Source organism: Halobacteria archaeon AArc-dxtr1 (genome assembly GCA_025517425.1).
GTDB lineage: Archaea > Halobacteriota > Halobacteria > Halobacteriales > Natrialbaceae > Halostagnicola.
Genome location: JAOPJY010000001.1, coordinates 1,005,285 through 1,024,525 on the forward strand (window position 1 = coordinate 1,005,285; position 19,241 = coordinate 1,024,525).

General features: G+C 63.9%; 22 protein-coding genes. 12 read left to right on the forward strand and 10 right to left on the reverse strand.

Translation table 11 applies throughout. The features are described from left to right. The first annotated feature begins 288 nt into the window (after positions 1 to 288). The 3 genes from OB905_05140 to OB905_05150 all read left to right on the forward strand — a co-directional run bounded on the left by OB905_05140 (position 289) and on the right by OB905_05150 (position 2,942). Positions 289 to 495 carry a hypothetical protein gene (locus tag OB905_05140; protein ID MCU4925373.1) on the forward strand — a complete coding sequence of 69 codons (207 nt, stop codon included), beginning with the start codon at positions 289 to 291 and terminating at the stop codon, positions 493 to 495. Between the two features lie 89 nt (positions 496 to 584). Beyond that, entirely contained in the window at positions 585 to 1,820 is a 1,236-nt protein-coding gene (gene lysA, locus OB905_05145; protein MCU4925374.1) for a diaminopimelate decarboxylase, read from the forward strand. 6 nt (positions 1,821 to 1,826) lie between these two features. Next, complete coding sequence (locus OB905_05150) at positions 1,827 to 2,942, forward strand: M20/M25/M40 family metallo-hydrolase (protein ID MCU4925375.1); 1,116 nt, start codon at positions 1,827 to 1,829, stop codon at positions 2,940 to 2,942. A gap of 28 nt (positions 2,943 to 2,970) precedes the next feature. Here the strand turns inward: OB905_05150 and purB are convergent, their stop codons facing one another. After that, a complete protein-coding gene (gene purB / locus OB905_05155) occupies positions 2,971 to 4,359 on the reverse strand; it encodes an adenylosuccinate lyase (GenBank protein ID MCU4925376.1) in 1,389 nt (462 codons plus the stop codon). Between the two features lie 178 nt (positions 4,360 to 4,537). Between purB and purH the strand changes: the two genes are divergently transcribed. Both purH and OB905_05165 read left to right on the forward strand, forming a co-directional pair. Then, positions 4,538 to 6,214, forward strand: a complete 1,677-nt coding sequence (purH, locus tag OB905_05160) for a bifunctional phosphoribosylaminoimidazolecarboxamide formyltransferase/IMP cyclohydrolase (GenBank protein MCU4925377.1) — start codon at positions 4,538 to 4,540, stop codon at positions 6,212 to 6,214. Between the two features lie 111 nt (positions 6,215 to 6,325). Further along, a complete protein-coding gene (locus OB905_05165) occupies positions 6,326 to 6,778 on the forward strand; it encodes a pyridoxamine 5'-phosphate oxidase family protein (GenBank protein ID MCU4925378.1) in 453 nt (150 codons plus the stop codon). A gap of 1 nt (position 6,779) precedes the next feature. Here OB905_05165 and OB905_05170 read toward each other — a convergent pair whose 3' ends face one another. Both OB905_05170 and OB905_05175 read right to left on the reverse strand, forming a co-directional pair. Further along, positions 6,780 to 6,926: a zinc ribbon domain-containing protein gene (locus tag OB905_05170; protein ID MCU4925379.1), complete on the reverse strand. Its 147-nt coding sequence runs from the start codon at positions 6,924 to 6,926 to the stop codon at positions 6,780 to 6,782. Positions 6,927 to 7,031: 105 nt separating this feature from the next. Next, positions 7,032 to 7,694 (reverse strand): helix-turn-helix domain-containing protein, encoded by a 663-nt coding sequence (locus OB905_05175; GenBank protein ID MCU4925380.1) that lies wholly within the window; start codon positions 7,692 to 7,694, stop codon positions 7,032 to 7,034. Positions 7,695 to 7,811: 117 nt separating this feature from the next. Here OB905_05175 and OB905_05180 point away from each other — a divergent pair, with 117 nt between their 5' ends. Continuing rightward, positions 7,812 to 8,150, forward strand: a complete 339-nt coding sequence (locus OB905_05180) for a helix-turn-helix domain-containing protein (protein ID MCU4925381.1) — start codon at positions 7,812 to 7,814, stop codon at positions 8,148 to 8,150. A gap of 104 nt (positions 8,151 to 8,254) precedes the next feature. Beyond that, on the forward strand, positions 8,255 to 9,037 hold the full coding sequence (locus OB905_05185; GenBank protein ID MCU4925382.1) for an SIMPL domain-containing protein: 783 nt from the start codon (positions 8,255 to 8,257) through the stop codon (positions 9,035 to 9,037). 137 nt (positions 9,038 to 9,174) lie between these two features. Here the strand turns inward: OB905_05185 and carA are convergent, their stop codons facing one another. Continuing rightward, on the reverse strand, positions 9,175 to 10,251 hold the full coding sequence (gene carA / locus OB905_05190; GenBank protein MCU4925383.1) for a glutamine-hydrolyzing carbamoyl-phosphate synthase small subunit: 1,077 nt from the start codon (positions 10,249 to 10,251) through the stop codon (positions 9,175 to 9,177). 102 nt (positions 10,252 to 10,353) lie between these two features. Between carA and OB905_05195 the strand changes: the two genes are divergently transcribed. Continuing rightward, positions 10,354 to 10,767, forward strand: coding sequence for an Lrp/AsnC family transcriptional regulator (locus tag OB905_05195; protein ID MCU4925384.1), 414 nt, complete (start codon positions 10,354 to 10,356; stop codon positions 10,765 to 10,767). A 26-nt stretch (positions 10,768 to 10,793) separates the two neighbouring features. On the opposite strand, the gene OB905_05200 is transcribed toward OB905_05195, so the two are convergent. Together OB905_05200 and OB905_05205 are read right to left on the reverse strand one after the other, a co-directional pair. Beyond that, positions 10,794 to 11,891, reverse strand: coding sequence for a GNAT family N-acetyltransferase (locus OB905_05200; protein ID MCU4925385.1), 1,098 nt, complete (start codon positions 11,889 to 11,891; stop codon positions 10,794 to 10,796). Positions 11,892 to 12,014: 123 nt separating this feature from the next. Beyond that, positions 12,015 to 12,743 carry a PHP domain-containing protein gene (locus OB905_05205; GenBank protein ID MCU4925386.1) on the reverse strand — a complete coding sequence of 243 codons (729 nt, stop codon included), beginning with the start codon at positions 12,741 to 12,743 and terminating at the stop codon, positions 12,015 to 12,017. Positions 12,744 to 12,851: 108 nt separating this feature from the next. Between OB905_05205 and OB905_05210 the strand changes: the two genes are divergently transcribed. Beyond that, a complete protein-coding gene (locus OB905_05210) occupies positions 12,852 to 13,418 on the forward strand; it encodes an NUDIX domain-containing protein (protein MCU4925387.1) in 567 nt (188 codons plus the stop codon). Positions 13,419 to 13,425: 7 nt separating this feature from the next. Here the strand turns inward: OB905_05210 and OB905_05215 are convergent, their stop codons facing one another. Next, positions 13,426 to 13,701, reverse strand: a complete 276-nt coding sequence (locus OB905_05215; protein MCU4925388.1) for a hypothetical protein — start codon at positions 13,699 to 13,701, stop codon at positions 13,426 to 13,428. A gap of 105 nt (positions 13,702 to 13,806) precedes the next feature. Between OB905_05215 and OB905_05220 the strand changes: the two genes are divergently transcribed. Then, the gene (locus OB905_05220) at positions 13,807 to 14,505 is read left to right on the forward strand and encodes a molybdopterin-binding protein (protein MCU4925389.1); all 699 of its coding nucleotides are present in this window, start codon (positions 13,807 to 13,809) and stop codon (positions 14,503 to 14,505) included. A 448-nt stretch (positions 14,506 to 14,953) separates the two neighbouring features. Here the strand turns inward: OB905_05220 and OB905_05225 are convergent, their stop codons facing one another. Genes OB905_05225 through pyrG form a run of 3 tightly spaced genes read right to left on the reverse strand, consistent with a single transcriptional unit; the run spans position 14,954 to position 17,867 of the window. After that, positions 14,954 to 15,274, reverse strand: a complete 321-nt coding sequence (locus OB905_05225; GenBank protein ID MCU4925390.1) for a CTP synthetase — start codon at positions 15,272 to 15,274, stop codon at positions 14,954 to 14,956. Between the two features lie 2 nt (positions 15,275 to 15,276). Next, positions 15,277 to 16,194, reverse strand: coding sequence for a glutamine-hydrolyzing GMP synthase (gene guaA, locus OB905_05230; GenBank protein ID MCU4925391.1), 918 nt, complete (start codon positions 16,192 to 16,194; stop codon positions 15,277 to 15,279). Further along, positions 16,194 to 17,867 carry a CTP synthase (glutamine hydrolyzing) gene (pyrG, locus tag OB905_05235; GenBank protein ID MCU4925392.1) on the reverse strand — a complete coding sequence of 558 codons (1,674 nt, stop codon included), beginning with the start codon at positions 17,865 to 17,867 and terminating at the stop codon, positions 16,194 to 16,196. Before pyrG ends, guaA begins: the two co-directional genes overlap by 1 nt. A 123-nt stretch (positions 17,868 to 17,990) precedes the next feature. Between pyrG and OB905_05240 the strand changes: the two genes are divergently transcribed. After that, positions 17,991 to 18,365 carry a hypothetical protein gene (locus tag OB905_05240; protein MCU4925393.1) on the forward strand — a complete coding sequence of 125 codons (375 nt, stop codon included), beginning with the start codon at positions 17,991 to 17,993 and terminating at the stop codon, positions 18,363 to 18,365. A gap of 149 nt (positions 18,366 to 18,514) precedes the next feature. Then, positions 18,515 to 19,216, forward strand: a complete 702-nt coding sequence (locus tag OB905_05245; GenBank protein ID MCU4925394.1) for a hypothetical protein — start codon at positions 18,515 to 18,517, stop codon at positions 19,214 to 19,216. The last annotated feature ends 25 nt before the right edge of the window (positions 19,217 to 19,241 follow it).

Below are 19,241 nucleotides of genomic sequence, written 5' to 3' on the forward strand. Positions count from 1 at the left end.
TCGTTTTCGAACTCGGCTACAGGTAGTGAACAGCGGTCGGTCTCGACAGCGTCGCTGCACCATGCACTCGATACCTGCTACGAGACGCCAGTGGATCCACCGCAGCGCCAGCCCGGCCGCTCGGTCAGGTTCGAGTGTACCCGAACTCGTGTCTCGGCTCGCTGAGCGGAATATCTTTGCAATCTACACACAATTCGTCCTACGTCACAGACCATCAATCACGAATTTCAAATAGAAATTCTGCATTCCAAAACATATTTTCCCATTCAGGGCAGCTATCGGTTACAGATGATCTTTGAGTACAACGCAGCGGGACGAACGATGCCGAGCACGCCGATGGTCGGCGTGAGTAGCGATGACCGACGAATGCAGACGCCGATGGTCGGTGCGAACACCGGCGCTCAGCTACCGCAGACGCCGATGGTCGGAAGCGGACAAACCACGACCGCACCCCGGCCGCCGATGCGTTCAACTGCCCCTGACCGATCCGACTGAACGACGAACAACGGTCGGGTCGGATCGCATCCCACTTTCGCCGTCTCAAACCCAAACGCTTGAATTCGCGGGGTCGCTTGAGATAGTCAATGACCGACCTCGTGGACTCGCCGGCAGTCCGCCGGCTTGCAGACTGGGACGGGGAGCGGCTCGAATCGCTCGCCGCAGAGTACGACACGCCGCTGTACGTGACAGACGTAGACCGGGTGAAAGAGAACTACGCCCGATTTTCCGCTGCGTTCCCCGACGCGCACGTGATGTACGCAGCGAAGGCCCACACCGGAAAGGCGGTTCTCAACGCCGTCCTCGAGGCCGGCGGCGACATCGAGTGTGCCGCCTGGGGTGAGCTCCAGCGCTCGATCGACGCGGGCGCGGATCCGAACACGCTCCAGTACACCGCGGTCAATCCGCCGGCGCACGACCTGGACTACGCCGTCGATCTCGCAGACGGCGCGCCTGGACTGACGATCACGATCGGTGCGACCGATACGCTCGACCGCCTCGCCGAGCGCGGCTACGACGGCCGAATCGCGATCCGGATCAACCCCGGGATTGGAACGGGCCACCACGAGAAGGTCGCGACCGGCGCCGACGCGAAGTTCGGCATCCCCTACGAGCAGGTTCCCGAGGTCGCAGACCGCGTGCGAGAGGAGTTCGAACTCGTCGGGCTCCACGCCCACGCCGGCAGTGGCGTGCTGACCGCCGATCTCGAGGACCACTGCCGAGCAATCGAACGCGTCGGCGAGATGGCCCGCCGTGTCGACGACGCTGATCTGGAGTTCGTCGACGTCGGCGGCGGCTACGGCGTTCCCTACCGCGAGGAGGAGCCGCCGCTCGACCTCGAGAAGACGGCCGAAATGGTCCGCGACGCGGTTGGCGACCTCGACGCCCAACTGAAACTCGAGCCGGGACGCTATATCGTCGCCGACGCCGGACTCATCCTGACCGAAGTCAACACGATCAAAGAGACGCCGGACACGACCGTCGTCGGGGTCGACGCCAGCCTCTCGACGCTGATTCGACCCGCGATGTTCGGCTCGTACCACCCGATGCTGAACGTCACGGCGCCCGACCGAGAGCCCCACGAGGTGACCGTCGGCGGCCCGGTCTGTACGAGTGCGGACGTCTTCGCCCACGACCGACCGATCGCCCGTCCGGAGCGCGGTGACGTGCTCGCAATCGGCAATGCGGGCTCCTACGGCTACGAGCTGGCCAACCAGTTCCACTCACAGCCAAAGCCGGCCGAGGTCGCCCTTGAGGGCGGTGAGGCGCGAATAGCTCGGCGCCGAGAGACGCTCGACGATGTGACGCGCCTGGAGCAGTAACGACACATGAGCTTCGACATCGAGGCGTTCCACGCCGACGCGGTCCGGACACCCTCCCACGAGGACGTCTCCGAGATGCGTGAGCTGCTGTGCGAGACGCTTCGAGAGGCGGGTATCGAGCCGGAGGTAGACGAGCTCGGCAACGTGATCGCGAGTCGAGGCCCCGGAGCGTCGGGAGCCGACGAGGCGAACGAGAACGGCGAAACAGAGGGGCCACACGTCGTCCTGAACACCCACATCGACACCGTCGCACCTCACGTCCCCTACGAACGCGACGGCGACGTCGCCCGGGGACGCGGCGCCTGCGACGCGAAGGGCCCGCTCGCGGCCCTGCTCGCAGCGTTCCTGCGGGTCGAACCGGAGGCGGGAACGATCACGCTCGCGATTACACCCGACGAGGAGACCCTGATGACGGGTGCCGAGGGGCTCGCGGGTCGGCTCTCGGCAGATTGCTACATCGTCGGCGAGCCGACTGACCTCAACGTCTGCGTCGCCGCCCGCGGGCAGTGCGAGGCGACGATCACGGTGACGGGCGAGGAGGGCCACGCCGCCAGCGTCCCCGCCGAACGAAACCCCGCGTTCGGTGTCTCGAACGTGCTCGCCGCGCTTCGGACGTTCGACGAAGAGACGGGAACGGACGAGGATCCCGTCCTCGGCGAGCCGAAGCTGACGCCCACCGTTCTCTCCGGCGGCGAAGCGCCCAACCGGGTTCCACAGCGGTGTCAAGTCACGGTCGACCGCCGGAGCGTCCCCCCGGAGACGAGCGAGGAGTTCGAGGCGGCGCTGGCCGAGTACCTGGCGGAGCGCGTCCCCACCGAGCTGTCGATCTCGGTCGATCTCATCCGGCCGGACACGCCGTTTCCGAAGGCGTTCGCGACCGACGAGAGTGAAGCCGTGGTGCGGGCACTACAGGCAGAAAGCGGCGGCGACGTGCGCCCGTTCGGCGCGGCGACCGAGGCCGGCTTCTTCGCCGCCAACGCGCCGACGGTCGTCTTCGGGCCCGGCGTCCTCGCCGACGAGGAGGGCGCGGTCGCACACGCGGAACGCGAGTACGTTCGCGTCGCGGAGATCCACCGGGCGGCCGACGCGATCGAGGGCGCTGTCCGGCGCCTGCTAGAGTGACGGCAAAGCAGAGGAACGAAGGAGGACGTTATTGTGAGAGGTCGTCGACGAGGTCGTCGGCAACGCCCGTGTAGGTCGCCGGGGAGAGCGCGCGCAGCTCCTCGCGAACGTCCTCGTCGACGTCGAGTTCGTCGAAGAGAGTCTGAAAGTCCGCTAGGGTGACGTTCTTCCCGCGGGTGAGTTCCTTGACTTGCTCGTAGGCGTCGTCTTGTCCTTCCCGGCGGAGGATCGTCTGGACCGCCTCGCCGATGATTTCGGGGGTGTTCTCGAGCTCCTCGCGCATGACGTGCTCGTTGGGGACGACCTTTCCGAGTCCGGCGGCGGTCTTCTGGTAGCCGATGAGACAGTGAGCGAAGGCGGCGCCGATATTTCGCTTGACCGTCGAGTCCGAGAGGTCGCGCTGGAGCCGGGAGGTCGTCACGTAGTCGCCGAGGAAGGCGAGGTCGGAGTTGGCCTTCGAGAGGTTGCCCTCGCTGTTCTCGAAGTCGATCGGGTTGACCTTGTGGGGCATCGTCGACGACCCGGTCTCGCCGGCGACGGTCTCCTGACCGAGGTAGCGATCCGAGACGTAGAGCCACATGTCCCGGTCGAGGTCGAGGAGGACGGTGTTCGCGCGCTCGAAGGCGTCGAACAGCGCCGCGATGTCGTCACAGGGGTTGACCTGCGTCGTAATGGGGATGAACTCGAGGCCCAGCCCCTCGACGAAGTCGCGGGCGAACGCCCGCCAGTCGACGTCGGGGTAGGCCGCGACGTGGGCGGCGTACGTTCCCGAGGCGCCACCGAGCTTGCCGGCGAGTGCGTCGGTCGCCTCGCGGATGGTTGCGGTCGCTCGACCGAGGCGGGCGGCGTAGACGGCCATCTCCTTGCCGAACGTCGTCGGCGTCGCGGGCTGGCCGTGCGTCCGGGCGAGCATCGGCAGGTCGCGGTACTCTCGAGCCATCCTGGCGAGAGCGTCCTGAACGTCGTAGAGTTGGGGCAAGAGCACCTCGTCGACGGCGTCCCGGATCAGCAGTCGGTGGGCGAGGTTGTTGACGTCCTCGCTGGTGAGGCCGAAGTGGATCCACGCGGAGGCGTCGCTCTCGTCGGAGAGGCGGTGGCGAATGAAGTATTCGACGGCCTTGACGTCGTGGTTGGTCGCGTCGAACTCCTCGTGACCGTCCGTCTCGAGCTTCTTCACCAGCTGAGCGTCCTCTTCGGCGAAGTGGCGGTAGAGGCTGCGGAGTTCCTGACGAGCGGCGGTGTCGAGTTGGAGTGGCGTCACCTCGGCGTCTGCGAGCGCGATCAGGTACTCGGCCTCGACGCGGACGCGGGCCCGCATCAGTGCGGCCTCGCTGGCGTACGGCGAGAGAGGGGCCGTTCGACCGTCGTACCGGCCGTCTATCGGCGAGACGGCGTACAGCGCGTTCGTGTCGGTCATGTGAGAGCGTGTTGTACCGCAGCGCAAAAGCGTGTCGAAGCGCGTCCGATGCAGAGGTCGTTCCTGTACATACTCTCGTACGAACCACCGTACTGTTTAGGCAAAGTAATGCACAGGTGTGGATACAATTCGACCCGAGACCGCAACCACTTTCTCGCTCGCGAGCGCCACATCGGGTATGACGCGCATCGCCGGGATGGCCGGCAACCGAGGGCGTAACCTGTTGAACATCGCCGACCGAGCGCCGGGCGGCGCCGAACTCGCCGTGGTGCTTACGAACAGTCCGGACGCGCCGGTGCTCGAGGCCGCCGCCGAGCGCGGGATTCCGACCGAAGTCGTCCCGCGCGAGGGGGCGAGCCGCCGGGAGCACGAGGCCGCCGTCAACGAGGCGCTCGCCGACTACGAGTTCGACCTCGTCTGTCTGGACGGCTATATGCGCATCCTCTCGGAGACCTTCCTCGAGGCCCAGCCGACGACTATAAACGTCCACCCCTCGCTGCTACCCGCCTTCCCCGGGACGGACGCCTGGGGCGACGCGCTCGACGCGGGCGTCTCGGTGACGGGCTGTACGGTCCACGTCGTCACGGACGCCACCGACGACGAGGGCGACGTGATCGAGTCAGAAGTCGACGCCGGCCCGATCGTCACCCAGGAGCCGGTCCCGATCTACGAGGGAGACGACGCCGAGGCGCTCAAAGAGCGCGTCCTCTACGAGGGCGAGTTCCGCGCGTACCCCCGCGCCGTGAAGTGGTTCGCCGAGGGCGCGGTTTCAGTAGATGAGGGCGCCGGTGAGGTGACCGTCGACGCCGACACCGCCGACGCCGAGGACGGCGACGAACTCCCCTCACGCCGGCTGACTTCGAGCGACCGCGTCGACACCCTCCGATACGGGGAGAACCCCCATCAGAACGCCGCGGTCTACGCCGACTACACCTGCGAGGAGGCGAGCGTCGTCCACGCAGACCAGCTAAACGAGGGCGCCAAAGCGCTCTCGTACAACAACTACAACGACGCCGACGGCGCGCTCAATCTGATCAAGGAGTTCGACGAGCCCGCCGCGGCCGTCATCAAGCACACTAACCCAGCGGGCTGTGCCACGGCCGATTCGCTGGCCGAGGCCTACGAGAAGGCCCTCTCGACGGACCCGATGAGCGCCTTCGGCGGCATCGTCGCCCTGAATCGCGAGTGCGACGCCGCCACTGCAGAACAGATTACGGACTCGTTCAAGGAGGTCGTCGTCGCACCCGGCTACACCGATGAGGCCCTGGAGGTGCTCTTCGAGAAGGATAATCTGCGCGTGCTGGATGTTGGTGGCGAGGCGCATAGCGCCTCGGATGCGAGCGGCGACGAGCCGCGAGCGCTCGGAGAGGGCGAGACCGAGCGTTTCACAGAAAAACCGATCGTCGGCGGCCGACTCGTCCAGGAGCGCGACGACCAGTCGGTTTCGATCGACGACCTGGAGGTCGTCACCGAGCGCGAGCCGACCGACGAGGAACTCGAGTCGATGGTGTTCGCCTGGCAGACGCTCAAACACGTCAAGTCCAACGGCATCCTCCTGACGAAGGGAACCGAGACAGTCGGCGTTGGCATGGGCCAAGTTTCGCGCGTCGACGCAGTCCGGCTGGCCGCGATGAAAGCCGACGAGCACGCCGAGGGGAAAGACGCCGAGGGCGCCGTGATGGCCTCGGACGCGTTCTTCCCGTTCCCGGACGGCATTGAGGAGGCCGCCGACGCCGGAATCGAGGCGGTCGTCCAGCCCGGCGGCTCGGTCAACGACGAAGACGTAATCGCAGCTGCCGACGAACACGACATTGCGATGGCGTTTACCGGCCAGCGGAGTTTTAGACACGACTGAGTCGCGCGAAGGAGTATCTACAGCTCGAATTGTCACGCAGAGACGAGTTCGGAACGCCAACCGATGGCAACTATAAAGGTCGGGTTGTGCGTGTTCGAAGCTAGTGGGACGATGGCGATCAAACAGGAAGTCGAAATGAGCGCCGCGGAGGTAGACGAGTTCCTCGGTCGACACGAGACCGGAGTCCTCTCGCTCGCGCGGGCGGACGAGCCCTACGCGATCCCGATCTCGTATGGGTACGACGACGGCGAGCGCCAGGTGTACCTGCGTCTCGTTTCGGTCCCCGACAGCGAGAAACGGCGGTTTTTAGACGCCGATCCGGACACACGGCTGGTCGTCTACGACGAGTCGGATGCTGTCTATCGGAGCGTCATCGTGACCGGCACACTCGAGAACGTCTCTCCAGCGGCACTGACGCCCGAAGAGATCGTCCAGTACGGACAAGCAAAGCGGCCGCTGTTCGAAATCTGGGCTGACGGGAAAGCCGACCTCGATATCGAACTGTACCGGATCGACGCGGCGGAGATCGCGGGCCGACGAACCGTTCTCGATCGAGAAGAGTAAGCTAGTTCTGCGATGTCGAGGCGAACGTCGTCTCCGACACTGTCGCGCTACAGACCGGACACCCGTGGGAGAGAATCGCCGCTCGCATCGACTCGTTGACCTCGATCTCCTGCCCACAGTCGGGGCACGTGAACTCGTATCTACTCATGTCGGGTGGGTCTGTCGGAGACGTTGCCACGCTCATAGCTGTGCGTGGGACGCATATAGGAATAGGGTTCGTTGCCGGGGCGGAGTAGGTCTCGAAGCATTTTTATTAGGGCTGGTTGTCCAGGATCGCGTCGAAGAGTTTCGTCTGTGCAGCAGCGAGATGTTCGGCGACCGTCGAGCCGGAGATATCGAGCGCGTCGGCTACCTCCCCAGCGTTGGCTCGTTTCGGGCGTTCGAAGTAGCCCATTCGGTGGGCCGTCTGGAGTACCTCCCGCTGGCGGTCCGTAAGTTGGCTCCGGTCGACAAAGACACCGGTTTCGCCGCCGTGCTCTTGTTGGGAGTGCAGCAGCCGTTCGACGTCGAAAGACGTGTACCGATCGGCGAGCTCGCCGAGAATCGAGCGGAGTCGCTCCATGTTCGGGGCGTGAAACGTCAGGTGGAGCGTCGACCCCTCCGCCCGAACGTCGGTAATAGGACAATCAAAGCGTTCGATGGCCTCGCAGGGACAGCCCGAGTCGAGTTGACGTTCGAACCGAATGGCGGTACTCGAGCCGTAGGCGAACACCGGCGAAAGCGCTGGATCGAGGTCGAGTTCCTCGAATGGCGTGTCGGTTTCGAGGAGAAACTCCGCGGTGACGCGCTCGGGCGTGTCTGGGTTAACGCTCGTTGCGACCGACCGAGCCCGGCCGCCGGCCGCAGCGGCGGCGTCTACGACGGGACAGTCGGGCGGATCGGCAATTCTGACTTCTGCGCGGATCCCGGCCGGCATCGGTAGACGGTGGTGGTCGTGGACACCTAAACCCACCGCCACAGATGTGGTGCTTAAAAACCCCCATATTTAGTGGGAGCGATTTCGTACCCGTGGGGGCGCTACCATCAGGTATCGATGTCTATTTCGAACCTGCAGGCGAGCCACGACCGGCAGACGACGACCCAGGAGACAGACGCCCAGACCGTCCTCGACGCGCTCCAGGACGACGGTTGCCGAGCGATCCTCGAGGAAGCGGCCACGGAGGCACGGACTGCGACCGAACTTTCGAACTGCTGTGACATTCCGATGTCGACCGCGTACCGAAAAGTGGAGTCGCTGGCCGACGCCGGACTGCTCGAGGCGGCGGTCCGTATCAACACTTCGGGCAAACACCCGACGGAGTACCGAACCTGTTTCGACGACGTCGTCATCTCTATCGTCGACGAGGGACAGGTGTCCGTTTCGATGGCCTAAGGCTGCGGTGGCGAGCCAGCGTCGGCCGCCTAACGCTGGAGGGACAGCGCCGCGGTTGCGAGTGCCAGGGATCGTCTTTTGCACCCGGTTCTGAAATCGACCGTATGGAGCGACGCCAGGTTCTCGGCGTAGCGAGCCTCGGGATCGCAGCGGGGCTCGCCGGCTGTGCCGGGGCAGTTCCCGACGCCGAAACGGACGGACGAGATACAACGACGTCGACCGAGACGGAGCCGGACGACGCAACGACAGAGCGTGGTTCCGAGGCAGAACCCACGCTCTCGATCGCCGTTGACGCCCGCGGCGAGGTCGAAGCCGAGCCCGACGAGGCGACCGCAAGCATCGGGGTACAGGCGACCGGCGACACCGCCGAGGAGGTAAACGAGGAACTCGCCGAGCGCTCTGAGACGCTCCGAGAGACGTTCGACGAACTCGAGATCCCCGACGAAAACGTCGAGACCGGACGGTACGACATCCGAGAGGATCGCGACGAAGCGGGCTACGAGGGAACCTACGCGTTTACCGTCACCATCGACGACGTCGACCGTGTCGGGGAGGTAGTCGACGCCGCCGTCGACGCTGGCGCAGACGACGTTGGCCGGATCCGTTTCGGGCTAAGCGACGATCGGCGGGTCGAGATGCGCGAAGCGGCGGTCGACCACGCCCTTGAGAACGCCGACGCGGAGGCAGCCCACATCGCCGAGAACCGCGGCGTCGAGGACGTGACGACGCGTTCGGTCTCGACGAGCGTGGTCGACGTGGTCCCGGCCGCGCACGAGCCGACGGCAGACGTCGCAGAAGACGACGCGGTGGCGGCGGAGACGGAGTTCGACACCGGACCAGTCAGCGTGAGCGCGACCGTCGCCGTCGAGTACGACGCCAATACGTGACGCCGCTGCTCGAGAATACGGGTGCGTCTCTGCGTGATTCAAAATGCGTCAGAGACTTCTAGACAGTCGGGGACGAAGGGGAGCGAACGCGGTCGATCGGGGGAGAGCAGGGCCGAGTACTGCCGAACGCGGTCGCGTCAGTCGTCGGCCGGAGCGGCGGTCGCCGCCTGCGACTCGGTCATCGCGAGGACGTCGTCGAAGAAGTTGAGGGTGTCCTGTGGACCGGGGTTGGCCTCGGGGTGGTACTGGCGGGTGATGACGTCGTACTCGACGCCGTCGATTCCCTCCGGCGTGTCGTCGTTGACGTTGATCTGGGTCACTTCGAGGTGCTCGCCGGGGTCGTCGACCGTGTAGCCGTGGTTCTGGGTCGTCATGACGACCTGCCCCGATTCGAGGTCGAGGACGGGCTGGTTGACGCCGCGGTGGCCGAACGCCATCTTCTCGGTCGTGCCGCCGAGCGCTTCGGCGACGATCTGCTGACCGAGACAGATTCCGGCGACGGGAGTATCCTCGACGAACGCCTCCACGAGCGAGATCGCTTCCTCGTAGTTGGCCGGATCGCCGGGTCCGTTCGAGATGAACAGCACGTCGGGATCGATCGCTTCGACGTCGGCAGGAGTCGCGTCGTGGGGCAGGATGTGGACCGTCGCATCACGTTCGAGCAGCGAGGTGACGATCGATCCCTTTGCGCCACAGTCGACGAGCGCGACATCCGAGCCGGCGTTGTCGGCACCGCGGACGACCGGCTCGTCGACGCTGACCTGGGCGCCGATCTCAGTGTGGTCGCTCATCGGTTTCGAGGCCTCGAGTTCGGCGATCGCATCCTCGGGAGTGACGTCCTCACCGACGGCGATCCCACACTGCATCGCACCGCCATCGCGAATGTCGGTGACGACCTCGCGGGTGTCGAGATGGTCGACCGACGGCACACCCTCGCTCTCGAGCCAGGCGGCGACGTCGTCAGTCAGTTCGCGTGCGAGAACGGCTCGCGGGTGAACGCGACCGGATTCGAAGCGCTCCTCGCGGACGCCGTAGTTTCCGATCAGGGGGTACGAAAAGGTGAGCACCTGTTCCTCGTAGGAGGGATCGGTGAGGCTCTCTTCGTATCCGGTATAGGCCGTCGTGAACACCAATTCCCCACGAGCAGTCCCCGGCGAACGGCCACGGCCCTCGAGTACGTGACCGCCCCCCAGCGCTACGTAGGCATCTGTCATTACGAAGTACGTACTGATCCTACCCCCATAAGCGTTTTCTTCGAAGGTGAGTTACGAATTTCGTAATCGGTAAGTCCCCACCGATCGAAGCATCGATCCTCCATGGACGAGCTGGACCGGCAGATACTCAACGTCCTGCGTCGCGATGCCCGCACACCCTACACCGAAATCGCCGACGAGGTCGGCACGAGCGAGGGAACCGTCCGTAATCGCGTCGAGCGCATGACCGAAGAGGAGACGATCGAACGGTTTACCGTCTCGACGCGAACGGGGAACGTGAAGGCGATGATCGAGGTCAGCGTGGCCGTCGACGTCGATACGGCCAGCGTCGCAAACCGGATGGCCGAGTGGGAGGAGGTCGACTTCGTCTGGCAGGTTTCCGGCGAGCAAGACGTCGTCCTCGTGGTCGACGCCGCCGACACGCGCGGCGTCAACGAACTCATCACGGACGCACGCGAACAAGACGAGGTCGTCAGCACGAAGACGCGACTCATTCTCGACGAGGAGCTGGGATAGCGTCGACACGATCGCCGTCTGAACCGTCAGTCGGTGTGCTTCCGGTAGAGCGAGCGTCCCGCCTTGACCGCTGGCCAGACTGGGTTCGTTCCCCGCTCCCAGTAGAGGTTCGGGACGAGATCGCCGCCAAACTCCTCTTTGAACTGGAAGAAGCCATCCTGGAAGTCAGAGCCGGCACCGCCGAAGTCGTACGTCTCGTAACCGTTTTCGATCGCCCACTGGAAGACGTAGTCGTAGAGCAGTTCCGAACTGTGGTACTCAAAGTACTCGGCGGGGACGCCGGCGAAGAAGCCGTGGACAGTCGACCGCTGCTCGTCGAGCAGTTCCAAGAAGCCCCCCGCGTACTCCCCCTCGACGCGGAGGGTGACGAGCAGAACGTGTTCGTCCATCGCGGCCAGATGTTCGAAAAACGACCGTGGGTAGACGATTCCGTCGATATTTCTCATGCGCCGCGCGTATCGCTGGTGGAAGCGGGCGATGGCGTCGAGTGTCAGTTCGCTCTCGACGATCTCGTGGTCGGTCTCTCGGCCGCGTCTGATTGCACGGCGTTTCGAACTATCCATCTCCTCAAACACCTCGTCGTATCCTCTCGCGAGATTCAACAGGAACCGACCCTCCACACGGTTGCACTGGTATCCACGGGATCGGAAGAAGTCGCCGTACCGGAGGACGTTCGGATTGCAGGCTCGCACCTCGTGGAGGACCGTAGCGCTATCGTCCAGGCGGGCCAGCGCATCGTGAGCCAGCGAAAGCGCGTCCGCGACGTCGGTCGTCGCCAGCGGCCCCCCGAAGCCAGGGTAGATCGAGGTCAGTCGCGAAAACGGCGTCTTCGGCAGTGAGACGACGAAGTTCGGGAACAACCCGATCAGATTCGTATCCTTCTCGACGAGGACGTGTCTGGCAGGGTAGCCGAGTCCTCGTTCGATCGCTTCGAGCCACTCGTATCGGTGAAAGATCGTTCCCGCGACCGCTCGCTCGACGACATCGTTCCATTGAGCGCGGTCGACGGTTCGAATCGAATCAACGACAGTTGCAGACAGTTCCGATGAGGACGCTGTCACTCGGAGGACTGGCTCTCCGTCGTCGTCAACCTCCCGTGGGAACTGTGCGGTTCGGGGGAGCATCACGTGACGATCCGCGTGTCGTGGTCTCCCGAATTAACTCATCGTCGGGTACACTGATTTGTCGGGTTCAGACGACGGTGTAAGAGTCCCATACAGCCGATCGGTTTACTATGCCCAAGAGAGTCAGCGCTGGCCGGCGGCGTAGCGTTCGGCAATCCGGGATACGGCCGTTGACGACTTTGCCAGCACGTCTTCTGGGTGCTTGCGGCGGTGGACGTGATAGTAGCCACGCCGGAAGAGGCGATCCAGCGGCGCGTCCGCGACACGAGCCTCGACCCGTCCGTCGCGAATTGCCGCGGCCACCGCCCCGGGCGTGAGCCGGTCGGCGTCGATCAGGGTGTAGGCCCGTCCCACTTCTATCGGGAGGTGTGCATCGCTCCCGGCGACGATGGGACAGTCGAGTTCGGCGGCGTGGTGCTCGACCAGCGGGCGCGTCCGTGGGTGTTTGCCGTTTATTTCGATCGCGTCGAAGGGCACGTCCGTCCACTCGAGCAGATCGCTATCGCGGTAGGGGTGAGCGATAATGGCTGCACAGCCGCGATCGTGGGCGCGTGCGACGATCTCGGCGGGCGTATACTCGAGCGGTGTCGTCTCCCGGGGCGGGTCCGGGCCAACGACGAGGACGTGACCGTGGGTCGTCGAAACCTCGATACCGGGGATCGCAGTGACGGCTGCGCTGCTGGTCGGGAGCGAAGGCGTGTAGTAGTCATGGTTCGTCGTAGCGACGCCGTCGAGGTCGCGCCGGGCGGCTGCGGCCGCAAGGAGTCGAAGACCGTAGGGATCGAATCGGTCGCCCAGACGGCGCCGTCCATGAAAGAATCGCGTGTGCGCGTGGAGGTCGACCGCGAACATACCCCTCCGTTCGATCGGCCCCGATATCCATCTTCGGCCTTCGAGTCGGTCGCTGACACGGCAGACACAGTCGATACTGCTTTCACCGACCTGGCCAATGCTCTGACTATGAGCGCCCAGCAGGACGCCGAGTTGCCACACAAAAACGCCGCACAGGACGTCATCGCGGTCGACGGCGACGACACCGAACTCGAGTTAGTCAACCGACTCGAGGCCCACACAGGCGAGGGTATCCGGCATCGAGCCTTTACCTCGCTTGTCTTCGACGAGGACGACAACATCCTGCTCGCCCAGCGAGCGCCCGACAAGCGCCTCTGGGGGACCTACTGGGACGGCACCGTCGCTTCTCATCCGGTCGAGGGACAGAGCCAGGAGGAAGCGACCCGAAAGCGACTCGAAGAGGAGCTGGGTGTCACGCCCGATCAGTACGACGATCTACGACTGACCGATCGCTTCGAGTACAAACGCTACTTCGAGAACGCAGGCGTCGAACACGAGGTCTGTGCCGTTCTCAAGCTGACGCTAACCGACCGGACACTCGACCCCGACGAGGAGGAGGTCGCCGGGCTGATGTGGGTACCCTACGAGCGCCTCCACCAGAATCCAGCGTGGTACCGCCAGCTCCGACTCTGTCCGTGGTTCGAGATCGCGATGCGACGCGACGTGTCCGAATAGCGCTTTTTTAGGGTCTCGTCGTCGCCCAGACGGCCGTGAGCGCGAGTAAAACCGCCGGGACGAGCGGAACGATGAGCAGCGCGAATCGGTACCCCTCGACTCCGGGCGGGATGAGGAGGATGACCAGCGGCGCGATCACGAACGCGAGGACGATGGCGCAGACGAGCACCCATCCACGCCAGTCGAACGTCCGTTCTACTGCGTCCGGGTGGACGCCCCCCGACTGCCCCTGAGACGAGGTCTCATTCTCTGTCACGCACAGGTGTTTCGAGCGGACGAGCATAGCGCTCACGGTTCCGTCGGACGGGCGAAATCACAGCGGTCGCTTGTAGGCAGTCTGTCGACATCGCCCAGAACGGTTTTAGACCGGCGACAACCACATCGAGTAATGACAGATGCCGATTCGCCGGAGGCAGAGGCCGATCGAGACGACCCGGAAAAATACCCACCAGTGGACTCGAAACCGACTGAAGCTGACGCCAACGAGACAGCAGAATCGCCAGATTCAGACGACACAGCGGAATCAACAGCGCCGGAAGAGCCACCCGATGCAGAAGAGCCAGATGACACGACGACGTCGGACGGCACAGCAACGTCGGACGATAGCGCCGGCATCGCCGTCGTGACGATCTCCGATCGGGAGTCGATCGAGGGCGACGAGGTCGGAGCTGCAGTCCTGACGGAGTTCAAAAAGGCAGGTCACGACGTCACTGCCAGAGCGTTGGTCGAAAAGGATCTCGACGAGGTCCAGTCGAGGGTCTCGGCGCTGGTCGATCGGGACGATGTCGATCTGATCGTCACCGTTGGGTCCACCGGCATCGAACCAAGCGACGTAGCGATCGAAGCCGTCGAACCGCTCTTGGACAAGAAGTTGCCGGCGTTTCGAGATCTGTTCCACCAGCTCTCCTACGCCGAGATGGAGGCGGCCGTGATCACGAGTCGGGCGATCGGCGGTGTCGTCGAGGGAACGCCGGTGTTCTGCCTCCCGAACAATGAGATCGCGGTTCGCCTGGCAGTCGAGAGGCTCATCGCTCCCCAAGTCGAACGGCTACTGTCGCTGGCGAACGCGGGAAGCGGCGGTAGTTGAAACTGCACGAACTGGGAGCTCAAGGATGAAAAGTCCACGTCGGGATCCCGAAGGATCCCGACTGCCATGCCCGCAGGATTGGCGATGGCCTGGTGCAAGCCCCGCCGACGAACGCAAAGGTCTGGCGATGGTGGGGAAGGGTGCTGTGGTGGGATTGCTGGAAGTCGCGGGTGCAAGGCAGACGGTGGGTGCCTGTCGTGTGGGTGATGGTGTGCCCGCCGACCTCCGTCGTACACTCACGCCGGAAGCCACTTGAACGGCAGCGACGGTATATCGTTCTTACGTCGGATTCCGCCCCAGTTAACCACAGTTCAATCGGTCGAAAGCGGCCGCGAGAGCGTTCATTGACCGAGTATCCGACTCCTTCTGTTCGATGGAAGATAGAACGTAATTGTACAGACACGATACAGCCGACACGTATATACCGCAGCGACAGGCAAGTAATTCCTTACTTGATAAGTTCGCTCGCGACGACGTCGGGTGCCAGCAATGCCGGGTCAAGCGCCAAGTCCAGTTGTCCGCGAATAAACTCCGGGATCGTATCGTCAACGTAGACGACCGTCCGAACGTCGTCGGTGAGGTCACAGACGATCGGTATCGTCGTCGCCTGACCGACATCGGTCAGCACGTACAGGTCGGCGTCGACGACGCCGGCCTCTTCGAGCTGGGGCCGCGAGATGACGCCGTTCAACCGAGTTACGGTCACACCTGCGGCCGAAAGCGCCTCGCTGATGCCGGCCTCGTCGGGGCCAGCGACGATTGCCTTCATCGTCACTCGTACTCGATCGTCGCGGGCGGTTTGTGTGTGACGTCGTAGACGACACGGGCGACGGTCTCGTTCTCACCGGTGATCCGTGACTGAATGCGCTGGAGTGTCTCCCAGTCGATCTCCTGGGCGCGGGCAGTCATCCCGTCACGAGAGTCGACCGAGCGGACGGAGACGACCCAGCCGTGGACGCGGTTGTCACCCTTGACGCCCGTCGCTTTCCCGATGACAGCCGCGAGGGCCTGCCAGGGCTCGTACTCTTCGAGTTCCTCCTCGACGACGTGACAGGACTCGCGAGCGACCTCGAGTTTCTCCTCGGTGACCTCGCCGATGACGCGAACGGCGAGTCCGGGGCCAGGGAACGGCATGCGCTCGGCGACAAGTTCGTCCAGATCGAGCGCGCGCGCGACCTCGCGGACCTCATCTTTGTAGAGGTCGCGGACGGGTTCGACGATGCCCTCGAAGTCGACGACGTCGGGGAGTCCGCCGACGTTGTGGTGGGACTTGATTCCACCTTCGGACTCAATCCGGTCGGGGTAGATCGTCCCCTGAACGAGGTAGTCGGCGTCTGCATCTGTGGCCTCGCGCTCGAACTCGCGGATGAACTGCTCGCCGATGACGGCGCGCTTCTCTTCAGGATCGGTGACGCCAGAAAGGGCGTCGAGGAACCGATCCTTGGCGTCGACGACTCGCAGGGAGTCCATATACGAAAACGTCTCGCGGATCTGGGCGGTCTCGCCCTTTCGCATCAGGCCGGTGTCGACGTAGACCGGGGTGAGCTTGTCGCCGATGGCCTCGTAGGCCAGGGCAGCGGCGACAGAGGAGTCGACGCCGCCCGAAAGGGCGATGACGGCGTTTTGCCCGTCGATTTCGTCTTCGATCTCTGCGACTGCGTCTGGGATGAACGTCTCAGTGTCTACCATTAGTGGGTTACCTCGTGTTCGCTTCGCGAATCAGTTTCGTCGCCGCCCACCTCGGTCGTCTCGAGGATCGCCTCGAGTAAGCCGACGAACGGCGGGCTCGGCTTCCCGGGTCGCGAGCTGTACTCGGGGTGGTACTGCGTGCCGAGGAAATAGGGGTGGTCCTCGAGTTCTAAGATCTCCATCCGGTTGCCCGCCGTTCCGGAGAAGACGAGCGGTTCGTCGGCGAAGTCCTCGAAGTACTCGGGGTTGACCTCGTAGCGGTGGCGGTGGCGCTCCGTACAGCTGGTGTCGCCGTAGAGCTCGTGGGCGAGCGTGCCGGATTCGATCTGGGTTTCGTGCTCGCCGAGGCGCATCGTTCCGCCCATATCCTCGACCTCGTACTGCTCGGGCAGGATGTCGATGACTGGGTGGGGCGTCTCGGCGTCCATCTCCGCGGAGTGGGCGCCCTCGAAGCCCAGTACGTTCCGGGCGTACTCCACGACGGCCATCTGGAAGCCAAGACAGAGTCCGAGGAAGGGAACGTCATTCTCGCGGGCGTACTGGGCCGCCCGGATCTTGCCTTCGGTGCCCCGCATGCCGAAGCCGCCGGGGACGATGATACCGTCGACGTCGTCGAGCTGGCCGTCGTAGCCGTCTGCCAGCCCGTCGGCGTGGACCCAGCGAACGTTCGCGTCGACGCCGAGCTCGAAGCCGGCGTGTTTGAGCGACTCGCGGATCGACATGTAGGCGTCTTCGAGATCGTACTTGCCGACGAGTGCAATCTCGACCGCGCCGTCTTTCTCCGTGGTGACGACCTCTCGCCACCCGTTGGCGCGCTCGCCCTCCGGGAGGGCCTCGTCGGCCAGGCCAAACCGTTCGAGAACGAACTGGTCTAACCCCTCGTCTTCGACCATCAGCGGGACGTGGTAGACGTCCTCGACGTCCGGGTTCGAGAAGACGGCCTCCGTCGGGATGTCACAGAACAGCGCGATCTTCTCTTTGGTCTCGGGGTCGAGTTTGTCCTCACAGCGACCCACGATCACGTCCGGCTGGAGCCCGATCGAACGGACCTCCTTGACGCTGTGCTGGGTCGGCTTCGTCTTTTGCTCGCCGTTTTTCGAGTACGGGACGAGCGTGACATGGGCGAAGAGAATATCCTCGTCGTCTTCCTCGTGGGCGAACTGTCGCAGCGCCTCGAGGTAGGGCATCCCCTCGATGTCGCCGACCGTGCCACCGACTTCGATGAGACAGACGTCGGTTCCCTCGGCGGCCTCGCGGATGCGACGCTTGATGTCGTCCGTAATGTGGGGGATGATCTGGACCGTCTTTCCGAGATAGTCTCCCGCACGCTCTTTCTCGATGACGTGCTGGTAGGTCTTTCCGGTGGTGATGTTGTGATCCGAGGTCATATCGATATCGAGGAACCGCTCGTAGTTCCCCAGATCGAGGTCGACCTCCCCGCCGTCTTCTAAGACGTACACTTCGCCGTGCTGGTAGGGATTCATCGTCCCCGCGTCGACATTCAGGTAGGGATCGATCTTCACCGCGGTGACGTCGAAGCCGGCGTTTTTCAGGAGTCGGCCGGTGCTCGCGGCCGTGATTCCCTTGCCGAGTCCCGACATCACGCCGCCGGTGACGAAGATGAACTTGTTCCCCAGGGAGGGGTCATAATGAGTGTCCGATTCCGTCGGCATACCGAGTGTGCGCGCGACCGGTTGAAAACGATTTCGGGACTCCCACGCCACCGCCAACGGCTGTCACGCGCCGGACTGACAGGATCGCAACAGTGACTTCGGCGCAGTCGAGTACGTTCGGGCATGACCGACCTTCGCGTTCGCGTGGCCGACCGCGAGCTGTCTGCGAACTGGACCGACGACGCCCCCAAGACCCGCGAAGCGTTCGAAGCAGCGCTGCCCCTCGCCGGAGACGCCGTCCGCTGGGGCGACGAACTCTACTTCGGCGTTCCGGTCGACGTCCCGCCAGAGAACGCGTGCGAAGCGGTTCCGGTAGGGGCAATCGCCTACTGGCCGCCTGGGAACAAGCTCTGTCTGTTCTGGGGTGAGACGCCGGCGAGCGTCGACAGCGAGCCCCGCGCCGCCTCGCCGGTAACTGTGGTCGCACAACTCGAGGACATCGGGGCGCTTTCGCACGTCGAGGGCGGGGTGCAGGTGCAGATCGAAGCGGTCGAGTAGTCTAACAGGTCTATTGGAAGCCGAAACGCCCAGTCCAGGTGATGTAGGTACGGACGGTGATAGCTCAAATCGGTCTTTGACTCTGCAGTGCGTATTTGTGTGTCGTCCGAGTGCCACTATGCACGATGAACCGTCGAGAGCTTCTCGCTATGAGTAGTGCAGGGGCTGGTATCGCAATAAGTGGCTGCCTCGACGAATTCGACTCACAAAACGAGGATGACGAGAATGACGGGGATGACGATACGGATCGCGTCGTCGTCCGAGAGGGGGCAGACGGATGTCTCGAAAAAGACGACTGGAGTGACGATGCCACCACCGGGTCGGCGGATCCCGAACCAGGGTCCATCGCTGACCAACTCGACTGCTCGAACGCGACTCGTCCGGAACCGACGGGAGACCTGTGTGCGACCTTCGAGGTCACAACCGCGGATGACGAGCGGACGTATGAGAGCGCTGGGATTCGGCGATATCCGGACCCACTGACGACGTTCGACGAAGAGACAATCACGTCGTTCGTCGCCGAATACGAACAGGCCTACGCGCACAATTCGTCCGTTGAAGAGTCCGGAAAAAACCTTACTGGGTTCGGAATTAATATTGACGACGACCTCACTCGAGCCTTCGACACTGACACTGAACGTACCCTCCTCCGCATCCAGTACCATACCAGTGAAAGTATCGTCACCGACAACGGGCACTCATCTGGCGGTGGCCCGGGAGCCGCAGTGTACGCTGTTGATGAGACGGCCATCGCTCGTTCGGAGGACGAGTCTCGAGACGATGTCGAGGAACTGGATTCCGAAGAGATACCCGATCCAGTCGAAGATGGCGACCTCCTCCAGTGCTTTTGACCAGTTCGCGCCAGTAGCGAACGCG